General features: G+C 70.6%; 11 protein-coding genes. 4 read left to right on the top strand and 7 right to left on the bottom strand.

Going from position 1 to position 13925, the window contains the following annotated elements:
* Positions 1 to 80 precede the first annotated feature (80 nt).
* Positions 81 to 1091: a cell envelope lipid trafficking protein PgfA gene (pgfA, locus tag I003_RS0125305; RefSeq protein WP_051368467.1), complete on the bottom strand. Its 1011-nt coding sequence runs from the start codon at positions 1089 to 1091 to the stop codon at positions 81 to 83.
* Between the two features lie 122 nt (positions 1092 to 1213).
* Here pgfA and I003_RS36545 point away from each other — a divergent pair, with 122 nt between their 5' ends.
* Entirely contained in the window at positions 1214 to 1357 is a 144-nt protein-coding gene (locus I003_RS36545) for a hypothetical protein (RefSeq protein ID WP_018840808.1), read from the top strand.
* 226 nt (positions 1358 to 1583) lie between these two features.
* On the opposite strand, the gene I003_RS0125295 is transcribed toward I003_RS36545, so the two are convergent.
* Positions 1584 to 3647, bottom strand: a complete 2064-nt coding sequence (locus I003_RS0125295; protein ID WP_027774070.1) for a SpoIIE family protein phosphatase — start codon at positions 3645 to 3647, stop codon at positions 1584 to 1586.
* A gap of 108 nt (positions 3648 to 3755) precedes the next feature.
* Between I003_RS0125295 and I003_RS0125290 the strand changes: the two genes are divergently transcribed.
* The 3 genes from I003_RS0125290 (at position 3756) to I003_RS0125280 (ending at position 6024) form a co-directional block, all read left to right on the top strand.
* Positions 3756 to 4244, top strand: a complete 489-nt coding sequence (locus I003_RS0125290) for a GNAT family N-acetyltransferase (RefSeq protein WP_027774069.1) — start codon at positions 3756 to 3758, stop codon at positions 4242 to 4244.
* Positions 4245 to 4343: 99 nt separating this feature from the next.
* Positions 4344 to 5120, top strand: coding sequence for an IclR family transcriptional regulator (locus I003_RS0125285; protein WP_027774068.1), 777 nt, complete (start codon positions 4344 to 4346; stop codon positions 5118 to 5120).
* A gap of 67 nt (positions 5121 to 5187) precedes the next feature.
* Positions 5188 to 6024, top strand: a complete 837-nt coding sequence (locus I003_RS0125280) for an SMP-30/gluconolactonase/LRE family protein (protein ID WP_027774067.1) — start codon at positions 5188 to 5190, stop codon at positions 6022 to 6024.
* Positions 6025 to 6147: 123 nt separating this feature from the next.
* Here I003_RS0125280 and I003_RS0125275 read toward each other — a convergent pair whose 3' ends face one another.
* The 5 genes from I003_RS0125275 to chvE form a co-directional block, all read right to left on the bottom strand.
* Positions 6148 to 8499, bottom strand: a complete 2352-nt coding sequence (locus I003_RS0125275; RefSeq protein ID WP_486584377.1) for an alpha-glucuronidase family glycosyl hydrolase — start codon at positions 8497 to 8499, stop codon at positions 6148 to 6150.
* A gap of 238 nt (positions 8500 to 8737) precedes the next feature.
* Positions 8738 to 9928, bottom strand: a complete 1191-nt coding sequence (locus tag I003_RS33170; protein ID WP_051368465.1) for an aldose epimerase family protein — start codon at positions 9926 to 9928, stop codon at positions 8738 to 8740.
* A gap of 54 nt (positions 9929 to 9982) precedes the next feature.
* On the bottom strand, positions 9983 to 11227 hold the full coding sequence (gene mmsB, locus I003_RS0125265; protein WP_027774065.1) for a multiple monosaccharide ABC transporter permease: 1245 nt from the start codon (positions 11225 to 11227) through the stop codon (positions 9983 to 9985).
* Complete coding sequence (mmsA, locus tag I003_RS0125260) at positions 11224 to 12816, bottom strand: multiple monosaccharide ABC transporter ATP-binding protein (RefSeq protein ID WP_027774064.1); 1593 nt, start codon at positions 12814 to 12816, stop codon at positions 11224 to 11226. Before mmsA ends, mmsB begins: the two co-directional genes overlap by 4 nt.
* A complete protein-coding gene (chvE, locus tag I003_RS0125255) occupies positions 12813 to 13922 on the bottom strand; it encodes a multiple monosaccharide ABC transporter substrate-binding protein (RefSeq protein ID WP_027774063.1) in 1110 nt (369 codons plus the stop codon). The genes mmsA and chvE overlap by 4 nt, the downstream gene beginning before the upstream one ends.
* Positions 13923 to 13925 lie beyond the last annotated feature (3 nt).

Here is a 13925-nt window from a genome sequence, read left to right as displayed (position 1 = left end):
GCGGTCGGGGGGACGGGGGCGACGGGGACGCCGGCCGGGGGAACCGGCGTCCCCGCCACGGGGGTGGCGGACGGGGGGCATCAGGCCGCGACCGGCTGGGGCGGGACGCCGTCCGGCTCCCGGTCGTGGTCCGGCTCGTCCGGCCGGCCGCCGCGGACCAGCAGCATCACGCCGAGTCCCGCGAGGACGAAGCCGGCCACGAGGGCGACGACCGGCAGGGTCTCGCCGACCAGCTCCAGCTTGCTGCTGTCCTTGTCGGCGAGCTCGACCTGCTCCTTCTGGGTCTCCTCGGTGAACTCGATGCCGTCGCTCTGCAGCAGCGTGATCTCGTCGGTGCCGCCGCCGGGCTGGCGCAGCGTCTTCTTCGGGGCGATGGAGGCGTAGATGATGCGGCCGGTGCGCTCGTCGACGACCAGCTCGATCTTCTCGTTGGCGTACCACTCGTCGGCGAACACCTGGTCCTTGTCGGGCAGCCCGACCATCACGCCCGGCACCTGCCGGGTGCCGGTCTTGACGGGCTCGATCTCGCCGGTGAAGGCGAGCCCGGTGTAGCCCTGGATCTCCTTCGTGCCGGCGTACTTCAGCGGCACGGTGTCCTGGGCGGTGCTGTCCCACCAGCGGTAGGTGCGCTTCTCCACGTCGAAGGGGAACTTCAGGTACGCCTCGCCGCCGAACCGCTTGCCGTCGACGCCGGTGTCCTCGCCGCAGCAGTGTTCCGGGAGGTTGGTCTCGCGGTCCATCACCCACCGCTCGGTGGTGAACTGGAAGGAGCGGCGCGGATCGTCGATCTCCCGCGTCAGCGGGGTGTCGATGGCGGTGGCCGCGTCCCAGACGGCGGTGTCGTCGTCGCTCGCCGCCACGTCGCCCAGCACCCGGCGGACGATCGTCAGCTCCTGGTTGTCCCGTTCCTTGCCCGCGTCGGTGTCGTAGAAGGTCCCGGTGCCCTCGTAGTAGGTCGTCGATTCGATGTCGACGGGATTGAGCTTGGCCCGCGGCTCCACGTAGAAGGCGAGCATGGGGGCGAGCACGAGCAGGAAGACGCCCAACCCCAGCAGGACGAGGGACAGGGGTGACGCGGTACGGCGGCTCATGCTGCACTCCCGGCAGGGGCTGGTTTGGGACGCTGGTTTGTCACCGCGGTGCAAGTTCTACGGGTCGGTAACGTAAGGCTGTGCTTGACAGGGTGTCAATGCTGCTCCCACACTCAGCGTCCATGCAGAACCGACTGGTAGCCGCCGTGGTGACGAGCGTCGCCGCCGCCGCTCTCGCCGTGGGCGCCGCCCTCGGCCTGGTGGCCGCGCTGAACGCCACGCCGGAGCAGCCCAACGTCCCGCTCATCAGCTTCGACGGTCGCTGACCTGGTATTCGTCCCCGCCGCGGAGGCCGCGGCGGGGGCTTTGCCACGCCCGCGCGGCCCGCGGCGGTCCGGTGCGGACACGCCGAGGACACGATGCGGTACCGATGGCGAATTTTTGTCGACCAGGTGACAAGTAGTCACCGTCCGGTGGCGCCCCGCGGCGCCGCGCGGGCGGTGCGCGGGCGGTGCGCGCCGGTGCCGCGCGGCGGGGCCGCGCGCGGGGGCTTCAGGCGAACTCCGCCCACACGCACTTCTCGTTGCCGCGCGGCTCCACGCCCCAGCCGTCCGCCAGCATGTCCACCAGCATCAGCCCGCGGCCCGAGACACCCGCTTCGCCCGGTTCGCGGCGGTGGGGCAGCGCGCTGGAGCGGTCCTCCACCTCGATGCGCAGCCGTGGCTCGGGCGTGCTGATCCTGCGGATCGTCACCACCGCCGGGCCGTCGGTGTGCAGCAGCGCGTTGGTGATCAGCTCGTCGGCGACCAGCTCGATCTCGTCCGCGCGCTCGTCCGCGCCCCAGGAGCGCACCGCGCTGCGGATCATGTGCCGGGCGGCGGAGAGCGCGTCGGGGTCGGAGGCCGGGATGTACTGCCGCAGCCGGCTGCCGGGCTGTGCGGTGTCGCCCGCGGTGCGGCGCAGCATCACCAGCGCCATGTCGTCCTGGATGTGCCGCTCGTCCACCACCTCGCACAGCCGGTCCGACAGCTCGGAGATGTCGGGCGGCCCGGTGCGCACCAGCTCCGTGAGCTGCGCCATGCCGTCGCCCAGGTCGGCGCCGGGGACCTCCACCAGGCCGTCGGTGCACAGCAGCAGCGCGTCGCCGGGGTCGAGGACCATGGTCGTCACGGGGTAGTCCAGCGGGCCGAAGGTCGCGGAGAGCCCGAGTGGCAGCCCGCCGGGCACGGAGAGCGAGCGGCAGCCGCCGTCGGCGTGCCGTACGAGGGGGTCGATGTGCCCGGCGCGGACCAGTTGCATCGCGCCGGTCGACAGGTCGATCTCCGCGTATGTGCAGGTGGCGAAGCGCTCGGTGTCCAGCTCGTGCAGGAACTCCGAGGCCCGGGCCATCACGGTGGCCGGCGTGTGCCCCTCGCCCGCGTACGCCCGCAGCACGATGCGCAGTTGCCCCATCACCGCGGCGGCCTGCGTGTCGTGGCCCTGGACGTCGCCGATGACGACGCCGACCCGGTCGCCGGGCAGGGCGATCACGTCGTACCAGTCCCCGCCGATGCCCTGACCCTCGTGTGCGGCCCGGTAGCGCACGGCGACCTCCGCGCCCGGCACCTCGGGGATGCTGCGCGGCAGCATGGCCTGCTGCAGGTCCTCGGCGAGGCCGTGTTCGCGGTCGTGCAGCTTGGCGCGCTGCAGGCTCTGCCCGACGCCGCTGCTCAGGGCGACCAGCAGGTTGCGCTCCTCCGGCGTGAAGGCCCGCTTGCCGCGGTAGGACAGCCCGAGCGCCCCGATGACGCGCCCTTCGGCGATCAGCGGCAGGAACGCGGCGGAGTCGATGCCGAGGGATTCCGCGTACGGGTAGAGCCGGGGGTACGCGGCGGCGAACTCCGCCCGGGAGAGCACCAGCCGCGGCCGGCCCGTACGCACCACTTCGCTCAGCGGCAGCCCCGGGTCGTCGACCCGGACGTAGTCGGCGATCTTCGACTCCGCGCCCTCCCCGATGGCGATGACCTGGATCCGCCCCGCGTCCACCAGCCCCAGGACCATGTTCACCGCGCCGAGCCTGGCCAGCCCCTCCGCGCCGCCGAGCACGCCGATCACGTCGTGCACGGAGCTGGCGTTGGCCAGTGCCGCCGTGGTCTGCTGCACGACGCCGGTCTGCCGGCGCCGCTCCTGGTCCAGCGCGAACTGCTGCGCGGAGTAGTTCAGCTCCAAGGTGGCGTCGCGGACCATGCCGATGACGCGGCGTGCCCGCCCGCTCTCGTCGCGGAGGATGGTGCCCTGGGTGTGCGCCAGGCGGGACGAGCCGTCGCGCAGTTGCACCCGCAGGTACGCGCTGTAGGCGGGGCGGCCCTGCGCGATGGCCTGGGAGAGCAGCGCGTCCAGCCGCGCGCTCTCCTCCTTGGTGACGCGCGAGTTGAGCTCCTGCGGGTCGCCGTCATACTCCTCCGGCCGCAGGTCGAACACCCATAAGGCCCCCTTGTCCAGGTGCATCTGCCCGCGGTCGAGGTCCCAGTCGAAGCTGCCCATGTGGTTCAGCTCCATGCTGAGGGCCGCGGGGGCGGGCCAGTCGCCGGCCTCCGGCGCCGGTGCCGGAGCCGGCGAGCCTCCCCTGTCGCTCATGCCGTTACTTTCGCCCTATTTGTACGGATATTCGAGTGAGCCGCCATTCTACGCCCCGCCCGGAACAAACCGGTGGCGCCGCCCGCACGCCCCCGGCATGCTGAGCCCATGCTGATCAGGGATGCCACCGCCGACGACTGGCCCGCCATCTGGCCCTTCTTCCACCGGATCGTCGCCGCCGGCGAGACCTATCCCTACGCGCTGGACATGAGCGCCGAGCAGGGCCGCGAGGTATGGCTGCCGCCGCCCCCGGACCGTACGACCGTCGCCATCGACGACGAGGGCCTGATCGTGGGCTCGGCCAAGATGAACGCCAACCGCCAGGGCAACGGCGACCACGTCGCAAGCGCCAGCTACATGGTCGACCCGGACCGGCACGCGCGCGGCGTCGGCCGCGCGCTGTGCGAGGACTCCCTGCGCTGGGCCCGCGCCCGCGGCTTCCTTGCCATGGAGTTCAACGCCGTGGTCGAGACGAACATCTACGCCGTCAAGCTCTACGAATCCCTCGGCTTCCGCATCACCGGCACCCAGCCCCGCTCCTTCCGTCACCCCACGGAGGGCCTGGTCGGCCTGCACTGCATGCACCTCGATCTCTGACTCGGCCCATTGCCCGGCGTTGAGGCCGGGCGTTACGCTGCGTCCGTCATTTCGATAACTGGCCGAGATTTCGGACCTTGATGGGGTGGGTGAGCACGCATGGGGCGACTCGTACCGGCCGTGACGCGCGCTCTCGATATCCTAGAGCTCTTCCTCGACCGGGACACGACGCTCTCCGCACCCGAGATCACCCGCAAGCTCGGCCTGCCGAGGACCACCGTGCACGAGCTGGTCACCACCCTCGCCGCCCGCTCCTACCTCAGCGCGGTCCCCGGCCAGCCGGGGCGCTACCGCCTGGGGGTGCGCACGTACCAGCTCGGCAGCACCTTCGGCGAGCAGCTCGACCTGGCCGCCGAGGGCCGCGAGGTCGCCCGCGAGGTCGCCGAGACCTGCGACGAGACCGTGCACATCGCGATCCTGGAGGACACGGACGTCATCTACATCGCGAAGGTCGACAGCACCCGCGCGGTACGGATGGTCTCCGCCACCGGCCGCCAGCTACCCGCCCACTGCACCGCCGTCGGCAAGATGCTCCTCGCCTCGCTGCCCGAGCAGTCGCTCGACGCGCGGCTGCCGGACAACCGGCCGCTGGCGGCGATGACGGACCGCAGCTACACCTCCGTACGTGAGCTGCGCCGCCACCTCGCCGAGGTGCGGGCGCGGGGCATCGCCGTCGAGGAGCGCGAGTCCAACCCGGACGTGAGCTGCGTGGCGGCCCCGGTGCACGACTCCGCGGGCCGGGTCGTCGCCGCGCTCAGCATCTCGGTGCCGATGATCCGGTGGAGCGCCGAGCGCAGGGACGAGCTGGCGGGGCTGGCCGCGAAGGGCGCGGGCAGGCTGTCCGAGCGGCTGGGCCACCGGGGCGCGGGGATGTGAGACGCATCAGCCGGGGACGTGCCCGGCGACGAGAGCCGGGACGTACCCGGGGAGGAGCCAGGTGACGATGCTGGACGTGGCCGTACGCACGCGCGCCGAGCTGGGCGAGGGGCCCACGTGGGATCCCGCGGCCGGCCGGCTGATCTGGGTGGACATCCTGGGCGCCCGCATCCACACGTACGACCCGGGCACCGGCCGGCGCACCGTGCAGGCCACCGAGCAGCACGTGGGATCCGCCAAGCCGCGCGCCGGCGGCGCCGGTTACGTGGTCAACCTGCGTGACGGCGTCGGGCTCTACGACGCGGACGGCGCGTTCCGCTGGCTCCTCCACGAGCCGGTCGCCGGCCGACGCGGCAACGAGGCGATGGTCGCCCCGGACGGTGCCCTGTGGGCCGGCACCATGCGCTACGACTCCGCCCCCGGCGGCGGCACCCTGGCCCGCGTCACCGGCGACGGCGCGCAGACCGTCGTCCTGGACGACGTCACCGTCAGCAACGGCACCGGCTGGAGCCCGGACGGCGGGCTGATGTACTACGCCGACACCCCCACCGGCCGGATCGACGTCTTCGACACCGACGGCGCCGAGGTCACCGGGCGGCGCCCGTTCGTCACGATCGAGGACACCCCGGGCTCGCCGGACGGGCTGTGCGTGGACGCCGAGGGGTACGTGTGGGTCGCGCTGTGGGACGGTGCCGCCGTCCGCCGGTACGCCCCGGACGGCACCCTGGACCGCACGGTGGACGTGCCCGTACGCCGCCCCACCTCCTGCGCGTTCGGCGGCCCGGAGCTGACCGACCTGTACCTCACCTCCTCGTCGCTGGAGGACGATCACCCGCTGGCGGGGTCGCTGCTGGTCCTTCCGGACGCGGGCCGCGGGCTGCCGCAGGCGCCGTTCGCGGGGTGAGGCACGGCTGACGGCGGGAACGTTCCGGACCGGCGGCGACCTGGAGGCCGCGCGGCTCGGCTTCGCCGCCGTGGAGTCGGCCGGCCCCCCTTGCCGGCCGGGACGGCCGCCCGCCCGCGCTCGTCAGCCCTTCTCGCGGATCGGCCTGCCGCTGAACTTCTGCCAGTAGCCCACGCAGGTGTCCCGCCAGTCGGCGGCGTCCGTCTCGTGGAGCGCCAGCTTCGCCCTGACCTCGGCGAAGCGGCGGGCGTCGATCTCGGATTCCAGGGAGTCCCAGGTCCGTCGCATGTCGCCGACGTACCGGACCCCCGCGTAGTAGTGGTGGACAAGTTCGTCCCAGAAGATCCTGCCGCTGCGCATGGGGTGGTCCCAGGGCACGTGGTGGAACCACATCATCAGGTTCTCCGGCACGGTGCCGATGTCCCCGTACTCCGCCCCCAGGGCGGGGAAGTACTGGGCGGTGAGGTCGCTTCCGGTGGGGGAGCGGTCGTAGCCCAGCCCGACGCTGTCGGCCTTGTTGTAGTAGACGGGGTTCCAGTCGTCGCGCGGGAGGTGCGATTCCGAAGGGCCGGGGCCGTAGTGCACGTCGGCGGTGAACTGGTGGGCGATGCCGAGCGGCGTCTGGTAACTGACCAGCGCTTCCCAGGAGCCCATCATCATGGAGACGACCGCGTCGACGACGTTCCGGCGGTTGCTCCAGGTCATCCTCACCCAGTCGTCGGCGATGTCCGCGGAGTCCAGTGTCCAGTCCCACGCCTGGCGGCCGAAGGCGTACAGGTTGGCCTGGGAGAAGTGATGGCCGGTCAGGTTGTCCGCGTTGCCCAGGTTGGCGACGCCGACGATGGCGGTGTCCGCATGGTTCTGGGCCGATCCCTCCACGACATGGCCGACCAGGCGCTTGTCGAGCAGTTCGCCCTGCTCGTCCGTGGCGTGGGTGTCGGTCTTGAAGATCTCCTCCCACATGGGAGCGAGGAAGCAGAGCATCCGGTTCTGGCCGGTGTACTCCTGGGTGATCTGGAGCTCGATGGCCTGGTTGGTGTTCTCCATCCGGCCGAACATCGGGTGGACGGGCTCCCTGGCCTGGAAGTCGAGGGGCCCGTTCTTGGTCTGGAGGAACACGTTGTCCAGGAAGCGGCCGTTGGTTCCGTCGGGCTGGGGCTCGTCGTCGATGTGGCCGAACTCCAGGTAGGCGCGCTTGAGCCGGTCGCTGTCCACGTCGGGGTTGTAGACGAAGGTCCGCCAGTAGATCTTCAGACCGAGGGACGCCACCGCGGCTGCCATGCCGTTGGCGCCGTCGCCGTGGTCGTAGCCGAAGTCCTGGGGGCCGGGCTGTCCCTCGGAGTTGGCCTTCACGGTGAAGCCGGCGAAGTCCGGTATGGACTCCTGTATCCGCCGGGCCTTACGGGTCCACCAGTCCCGGAAGGCGGGGTCGGTGGGCGCCATCTGCTCCTCGGTGAGCGTGTCCGGCGCGAACCGGCTGTCGAGGGGCGCCGCGTATCTGATGGAGAGGGCGAGCCGGATCCCGTACGGCCGCAGCGCGTCGGCCAGCGCGGCCTCCTGCGCGATGTACGCGTCCGTGAGGTAGGAGTTGTTGGCATTGACGTTGTTGATGGTGATGCCGGTGATCCCGACGGAGGCCATCGCCCGTGCCGCCACGAGATAGCGGTCGAGGACGACCGGAAGGTTCAGCCCGGCGCTGGCGCCGGTGGCGGCGAAGTTGAAGATCGCACCGTTCTCGCCGTTCAGCCCGCCCGTGCCCGGCTCGTCGTTGCCGGCGTAGAGACGCTCGGTGTCCCAGTAGTTCAGATGGCGGTTCGCGACCCTGGGGGTCTCGGTGAGGGCGAGTGCCGTGAGGGGCTTGTGCGTCTGGATGCGCCGCAGGAACGCGAAGGCGCCGTACAGCGCGCCCACCTCGGTGGTGCCCGCGATGACGGTGAACGTCCGCCCTTTCTGTGCCACCGACCTGATGACGAAGCCGTCGCGGCCCACGCCTTCCAGGTCGCCGGCCGGAACGAGCCGGCTCACGGCCGGCGAGCTCTCCCTGGTCCCTACGACGACGGCGCCGTCCGGCAGTTCCTTGCCCTGCCCGCGGGCCGTCCGTACCGGGCGGTCCAGCAGCCCGCTGAGCCCCCGGACCAGCTCCTCCCTGGCCGCCTCCAGGGTGGACGTCATCAGCCGCTCGGTCGATCCCGGAGCCATGCTCAGGTCCGGCGTGTGGCGGTACGACTTGTTCAGCTCGGCGTTCTCCACGACGACCGCGGTGACCTGGCGCCGGTACTCACTGAGCAGCTCCGGGTCCCCGACGGGCACGTAGCGCAGCCACAGGGCTGATCCGTCGTAGTCCTCGTCCCGTTTCCCGGCGGGAGCGCCGGGCGCCACCTGCGCACCCAGCGCCCTCGCGGTCCCGCTCGCGTCGGTTCCCAGCGCCACGCCCGCCGTGGCCGCACCCAGGAACACCCGTCGACTCACCGACATGAACCCGACTCCCCATCGCTCCTCGGAGGTGCGCTCCCCCTGGCATGACGGCCCGGGGAGCCCGTTCGGAATTGCGAACAGCGTCCAAGCTTGTGAATGTCTCGGAAGGTAGTGATCCCCTCCCCCACCGTCAAGGCCACGCGGTGGACGGCGCGTTGGGCACGGCATCCGCCGTGGAGCGCCGACGAGCCCCGCCCCGCGGGACGCAAGGCGACCGCGGGGCGGGGCGGGGGCGGTGTCAGTCCGCGGCGAAGGAGTGAACCGTGGTGGAGTGGTAGGTGTCGCCGGGGCGCAGGACCGTGCTGGGGAACGACGGCTGGTTCGGGGAGTCGGGGAAGTGCTGGGTCTCCAGGCAGAAGCCGTCGCCCTGGCGGTAGACCCGGCCCGAGGTGCCCGCGAAGGAGCCGTCGAGGAAGTTGCCGCTGTAGAACTGCAGTCCGGGCTCGGTGGTGGCGATGCTCATCGTGCGGCCCGAGGAGGGCTCCCGGACCGTGGCGACGCGCTCGGGGGCGCGCGTGATCCCCTTGTCCAGGACCAGGTTGTGGTCGATGCCCTTGCCGTACAGCAGTTGCTCGTGGTCGTCGCGCAGGTCGGCGCCGATGGTCTTGGAGCGGCGGAAGTCGAAGGGGGTGCGGGCGACCGGGGCCAGCTCGCCGGTGGGGATCAGGCCGGCGTCGACGGGGGTGTAGCGGGAGGCGGCGATGCGCAGCTCGTGGTCGTAGACGTCACCGCTGCCCTCGCCGGCGAGGTTGAAGTAGACGTGGCTGGTGAGGTTCACGACGGTCGGCGCGGAGGCGGTGGCGTGGTAGTCGATCCGCCAGTCGCCGTCATCGGTGAGGGTGTAGTCGACCCGGGTGGTCAGTGTCCCGGGGTAGCCCATCTCGCCGTCCACGCTGACGTACCGCAGGGTCAGGCCCGGGCCCTCCGCGGAGGTGAACGGCTCGACGTCCCACACCCGCTTGTCGAAGCCCTTGTCGCCGCCGTGCAGGCTGTGGTCGCCGTCGTTGAGCGGCAGTTGATGCGTCCGGCCGTCGAGGGTGAAGCGGCCGGCGGCTATGCGGTTGCCGTAGCGGCCGATGAGGGCGCCGAAGTACGGGCTCAGGGCCACGTAGTCGTCGAGGTTGTCGAAGCCCAGCGACACGTTGGCGTACCGGCCGCGCCGGTCCGGCAGCTCCAGGGACTGCACAATGCCGCCGTAGGACAGCACCTTCAGCCGGGTGCCGCCGTTGGCGAGTGTCCAGCGGTCCACACGGGTGCCGTCGGCCAGCCGGCCGAACGGCTCGCGCACGGGCCCGCGGGTACGGGTCGCGGCGCTCGCGGTCCTCGGGGCCGCCAGGCCCGCGGCGGCCAGTCCGCCGGCCGTGGCGGCGAGCGCGGTCCGTCTGCTCGGGGCCGCGGCCGTCGAGGCCGCGCGTCGGTTCGTGGTCATCGTGATACAGCTCCTCGTCAGGGTAAATCGGTTCGGGGAACACCGGCCACGGGGCTATGCCCCCGCCCGGCGCTTGTTCCAGATGTCGAAGCCCACCGCCGCCAGCAGCACCAGCCCCTTGATGACCTGCTGGTAGTCCGTGCCGAGGCCCACCAGCGACATGCCGTTGTTGAGCACCCCCAGCACCAGGCCGCCGATGACCGCTCCGAACACCGTGCCTATGCCGCCGCTCATCGACGCGCCGCCGATGAACGCCGCCGCGATCGCCTCGAGTTCGAACATCTCGCCGGCCTTGGGGACGCCCGCGTTCAGGCGGGCCGCGTAGACGCAGCCCGCGAGCGCGGCGAGCACGCCCATGTTGACGAAGACGAGGAAGGTGACCCGCTTGTCCTTCACGCCCGACAGCTTGGCCGCGGCCTTGTTGCCGCCGAGGGCGTAGACGTGCCGGCCGACCACCACGTTGCGCATCACGTAGCCGAGCGAGATCAGCAGCCCGGCCATGATGAGCAGCACCACCGGGACGCCCCGGTAGCTGGCCAGCATGAGGGTCGCGACGGCGACCGCCGCGACGATGAACGCGCACTTGGCCAGCCACAGCGGGTGCGGCAGCACGTCGAGGTCGAAGGAGAGCTGGCGGCGCCGGTCCCGCCACTCCCGCCACAGCAGGAACAGGCCGACCGCGATACCGAGGAGCAGCGTGAGGTTGTGGTAGTTGGTATCGGGCCCGACCTCGGGCAGGAAGCCCTGGGCCATGTTCTGGAAGCCCTTGGGGAACGGCGAGAGCGACTTGCCTTCGAGGACGATCTGGGTGAGCCCGCGGAAGATCAGCATGCCCGCCAGGGTCACGATGAACGACGGTATGCCGACGTACGCGATCCAGAACCCCTGCCAGGCCCCGGCGACGGCGCCGATGAGCAGCGAGACCGTCAGGGCGAGCGGCCACGGGAAGTCGTGGTTGACCATCATCACGGCCGACATGGCGCTGACGAACGCCACCAGCGAGCCCACCGAGAGGTCGATGTGCCCGGCGATGATCACGATCATCATGCCCATGGCCAGGATCAGGATGTAGCTGTTCTGCTGGACGATGTTGGAGACGTTGCGGGGCAGCAGCAGGGTGCCGTCGCTCCATATCTGGAACAGCACGACGATCAGCCCGAGCGCGACGAGCATGCCGTACTGGCGCATGTTGGTGCGCATCGCGTTCAGCAGCGCGGCGGCGAGCGCACCGCCGGGTCCGCCCGCGGGAGGCGCGGCGGGGGAGGTGCCGCGCTTCTGGGTGTTCACCGGGCTGCTCATCCTTCGTCCCTTACGTGCGTGGTCATGTGGCGCATGAGAACTTCCTGGGTGGCTTCGGCGCGCGGCACCTCACCGGTCAGCCGGCCCGCGGTCATGGTGTAGATCCGGTCGCACATCCCCAGCAGCTCGGGCAGCTCCGAGGAGATGAAGACCACCGCCTTGCCGCGGGCGGCCAGTTGGTCGATGACGGTGTAGATCTCGTACTTCGCCCCCACGTCGATGCCGCGGGTGGGCTCGTCGAGGAGCAGCACCTCGGGGTCGGCGTTGATCCACTTGCTGAGCACGACCTTCTGCTGGTTGCCGCCGCTCAGCCGGTTGACCGGCTCGAAGACCGTCGGGGTCTTGATGTTCATCGAGGTGCGGTAGTCCTCGGCGACCCGCCGCTCCTCGTGCTCGTCGACCGCGCCGCGGCGGACCAGCTTCGGCAGCGAGGAGAGCGTGATGTTGCGCATGACGTTCTCGATGAGGTTGAGGCCGAACGTCTTGCGGTCCTCGGTGACGTACGCGATGCCGTGCCGCACCGCGTCCGGCACGCTGCCGGTGTCGACCTCGCGGCCGTCGACCCGGACCGTGCCGGACTCGTAGCGGCCGTAGGAACGCCCGAAGACGCTCATCGCCAGCTCCGTGCGGCCCGCTCCCATCAGCCCCGCGATGCCGACGATCTCGCCGCGCCCGACCTCGATCGAGACGTCGTCGACCACCTTGCGCTCGTGGTCGATGGGATGGCGCACGGTCCAGTTCTCGATCGACAGCGCGACCGTGCCCGCGTCCTCGCCGCGGTAGTGCGAGCGTTCCGGGAAACGGTGGTCGAGATCCCGGCCGACCATCCCGCGGATGATGCGGTCCTCCGACAGGCCGCCCCCGTCCCCGTTCTTTCCGCTCCCGGCAGCGCCTTCGCCGGAGCGCACGGCGAGCGTCTCGATCGTCCGTCCGTCGCGCAGGATGGTCACCGAGTCGGCGACCTGCCGGACCTCGTTGAGCTTGTGCGAGATGAGGATGCAGGCGATGCCCTGCCGCTTGAACTCCCGGATGAGGTCGAGCAGCTTGCGGCTGTCCTCGTCGTTGAGCGCGGCGGTCGGCTCGTCGAGGATGAGCAGCTTCACCTCCTTGGAGAGCGCCTTGGCGATCTCCACGAGCTGCTGCTTGCCCACGCCGATGTCGGCGATCCGGGTCTGCGGCTTCTCGCCGCCCAGCCCGACCCGCTTCAGCAGCGCCGCGGCGTGCCGCAGCGTCTCGTTCCAGGAGATGATGCCGCGCCGGGCCTGCTCGTTGCCGAGGAAGATGTTCTCGGCGATGGACAGGTACGGCACCAGGGCCAGCTCCTGGTGGATGATGACGATGCCGCGGTCCTCGCTGGCCCTGATGTCCTTGAAGGCGCACGGTTCGCCCTCGAAGAGGATGTCCCCCCGATAGCTGCCGTGCGGGTGCACTCCGCTCAGGACCTTCATCAGGGTGGACTTGCCGGCGCCGTTCTCGCCGCACACGGCGTGGATCTCGCCGGGGGCGACGGTGAGACTGACGTCGGAGAGTGCCGTGACCCCGGGGAAGGTCTTGGTGATGGAGCGCATCTCCAGGACGGGAGCGGTCACTTCAGGTCTCCGGCCTGGTAGTAGCCCTCCTCGACGAGCAGGTCGGTGTTGGTCTTGTCGATGCTGACCGGGTCCAGCAGGTACGCGGGGACGACCTTGGTGCCGTTGTCGTAGGTCTCGGTGTCGTTGACCTCGGGCTTGCCGCCGGTGAGCACCGCGTCGGTCATCTGCACGGCCTGGGCGGCCAGCTTGCGGGTGTCCTTGTAGACGGTCTGGGTCTGCTGGCCGGCGATGATGGACTTCACCGAGGCGAGTTCCGCGTCCTGCCCGGTGACCACCGGCAGTTCCTTGCCGCCGCTGCCGTAGCCGGCGCCCTTGAGCGCGGAGAGCACGCCGATGGAGATGCCGTCGTACGGCGACAGCACGGCGTGCACGTCCTCGTTGCCGTAGTTGCCGCTGAGCAGGTCGTCCATGCGCTTCTGCGCGGCGGCGCCGTCCCAGCGCAGGGTGGTGACCTGGTTCAGCTTCGTCTGGCCGGAGCGCACGGTCAGTTGCCCGGAGTCCAGGTACGGCTGGAGCACGGACATGGCGCCGTTGAAGAAGTAGCGCGTGTTGTTGTCGTCGGGGGAGCCCGCGAACAGCTCGATGTTGAACTTCTCGTCCTTGTTCTCCTCCAGCTTCAGCGCGTCCGCGATGTACTGGCCCTGGAGGCGGCCGACCCGCTCGTTGTCGAACGAGGCGTAGTAGTCGACGTTCTCCGTCTCCAGGATCAGCCGGTCGTACGCGATGACGGGGATGTCCGCCTCCTTGGCGTCGGCCAGCACCTCCGTCAGCGAGGTGTTGTCGATGGCCGCCACGACGAGCGCGTCGACACCCTTGGTGATCATGTTGTCGATCTGCGAGACCTGGTTCTCGACCTTGTCCTCGCCGTACTGCAGGTCGGTCTCGTACCCCGCCTTCTCGAACTGCTTGACCATGTTCTCGCCGTCGGCTATCCAGCGCTCCGAGGACTTGGTGGGCATGGCGATGCCGATCGTGCCGCCCTCCGAGGAGTCCTTCTTCTCCTCGCTGCCGCCCTCGCTGTCCTGGCCGCAGGCGGCCAGGGCGAGGACGAACACGGACGCGGCGGCGGCGGTGCGCAGGTGCGCGGCTCGGGAGATTCGCATGGT

It is taken from the genome of Streptomyces sp. CNQ329, from assembly GCF_000482585.1.
The sequence above is the reverse complement of the archived record's forward strand: the minus strand, read 5'-3'. Positions and strand labels throughout refer to the sequence as shown.

Bases quoted from the DNA above. Each gene is read 5' to 3' on its own strand.
- I003_RS0125290 (WP_027774069.1), top strand. From the start codon at position 3,756: ATGCTGATCAGGGATGCCACCGCCGACGACTGGCCCGCCATCTGGCCC.
- I003_RS0125295 (WP_027774070.1), bottom strand. From the start codon at position 3,647: ATGAGCGACAGGGGAGGCTCGCCGGCTCCGGCACCGGCGCCGGAGGCC.
- I003_RS33170 (WP_051368465.1), bottom strand. From the start codon at position 9,928: ATGACCACGAACCGACGCGCGGCCTCGACGGCCGCGGCCCCGAGCAGA.
- I003_RS0125285 (WP_027774068.1), top strand. From the start codon at position 4,344: ATGGGGCGACTCGTACCGGCCGTGACGCGCGCTCTCGATATCCTAGAG.
- chvE (WP_027774063.1), bottom strand. From the start codon at position 13,922: ATGCGAATCTCCCGAGCCGCGCACCTGCGCACCGCCGCCGCCGCGTCC.
- I003_RS0125280 (WP_027774067.1), top strand. From the start codon at position 5,188: ATGCTGGACGTGGCCGTACGCACGCGCGCCGAGCTGGGCGAGGGGCCC.
- I003_RS0125275 (WP_486584377.1), bottom strand. From the start codon at position 8,499: ATGTCGGTGAGTCGACGGGTGTTCCTGGGTGCGGCCACGGCGGGCGTG.
- mmsB (WP_027774065.1), bottom strand. From the start codon at position 11,227: ATGAGCAGCCCGGTGAACACCCAGAAGCGCGGCACCTCCCCCGCCGCG.
- pgfA (WP_051368467.1), bottom strand. From the start codon at position 1,091: ATGAGCCGCCGTACCGCGTCACCCCTGTCCCTCGTCCTGCTGGGGTTG.
- I003_RS36545 (WP_018840808.1), top strand. From the start codon at position 1,214: ATGCAGAACCGACTGGTAGCCGCCGTGGTGACGAGCGTCGCCGCCGCC.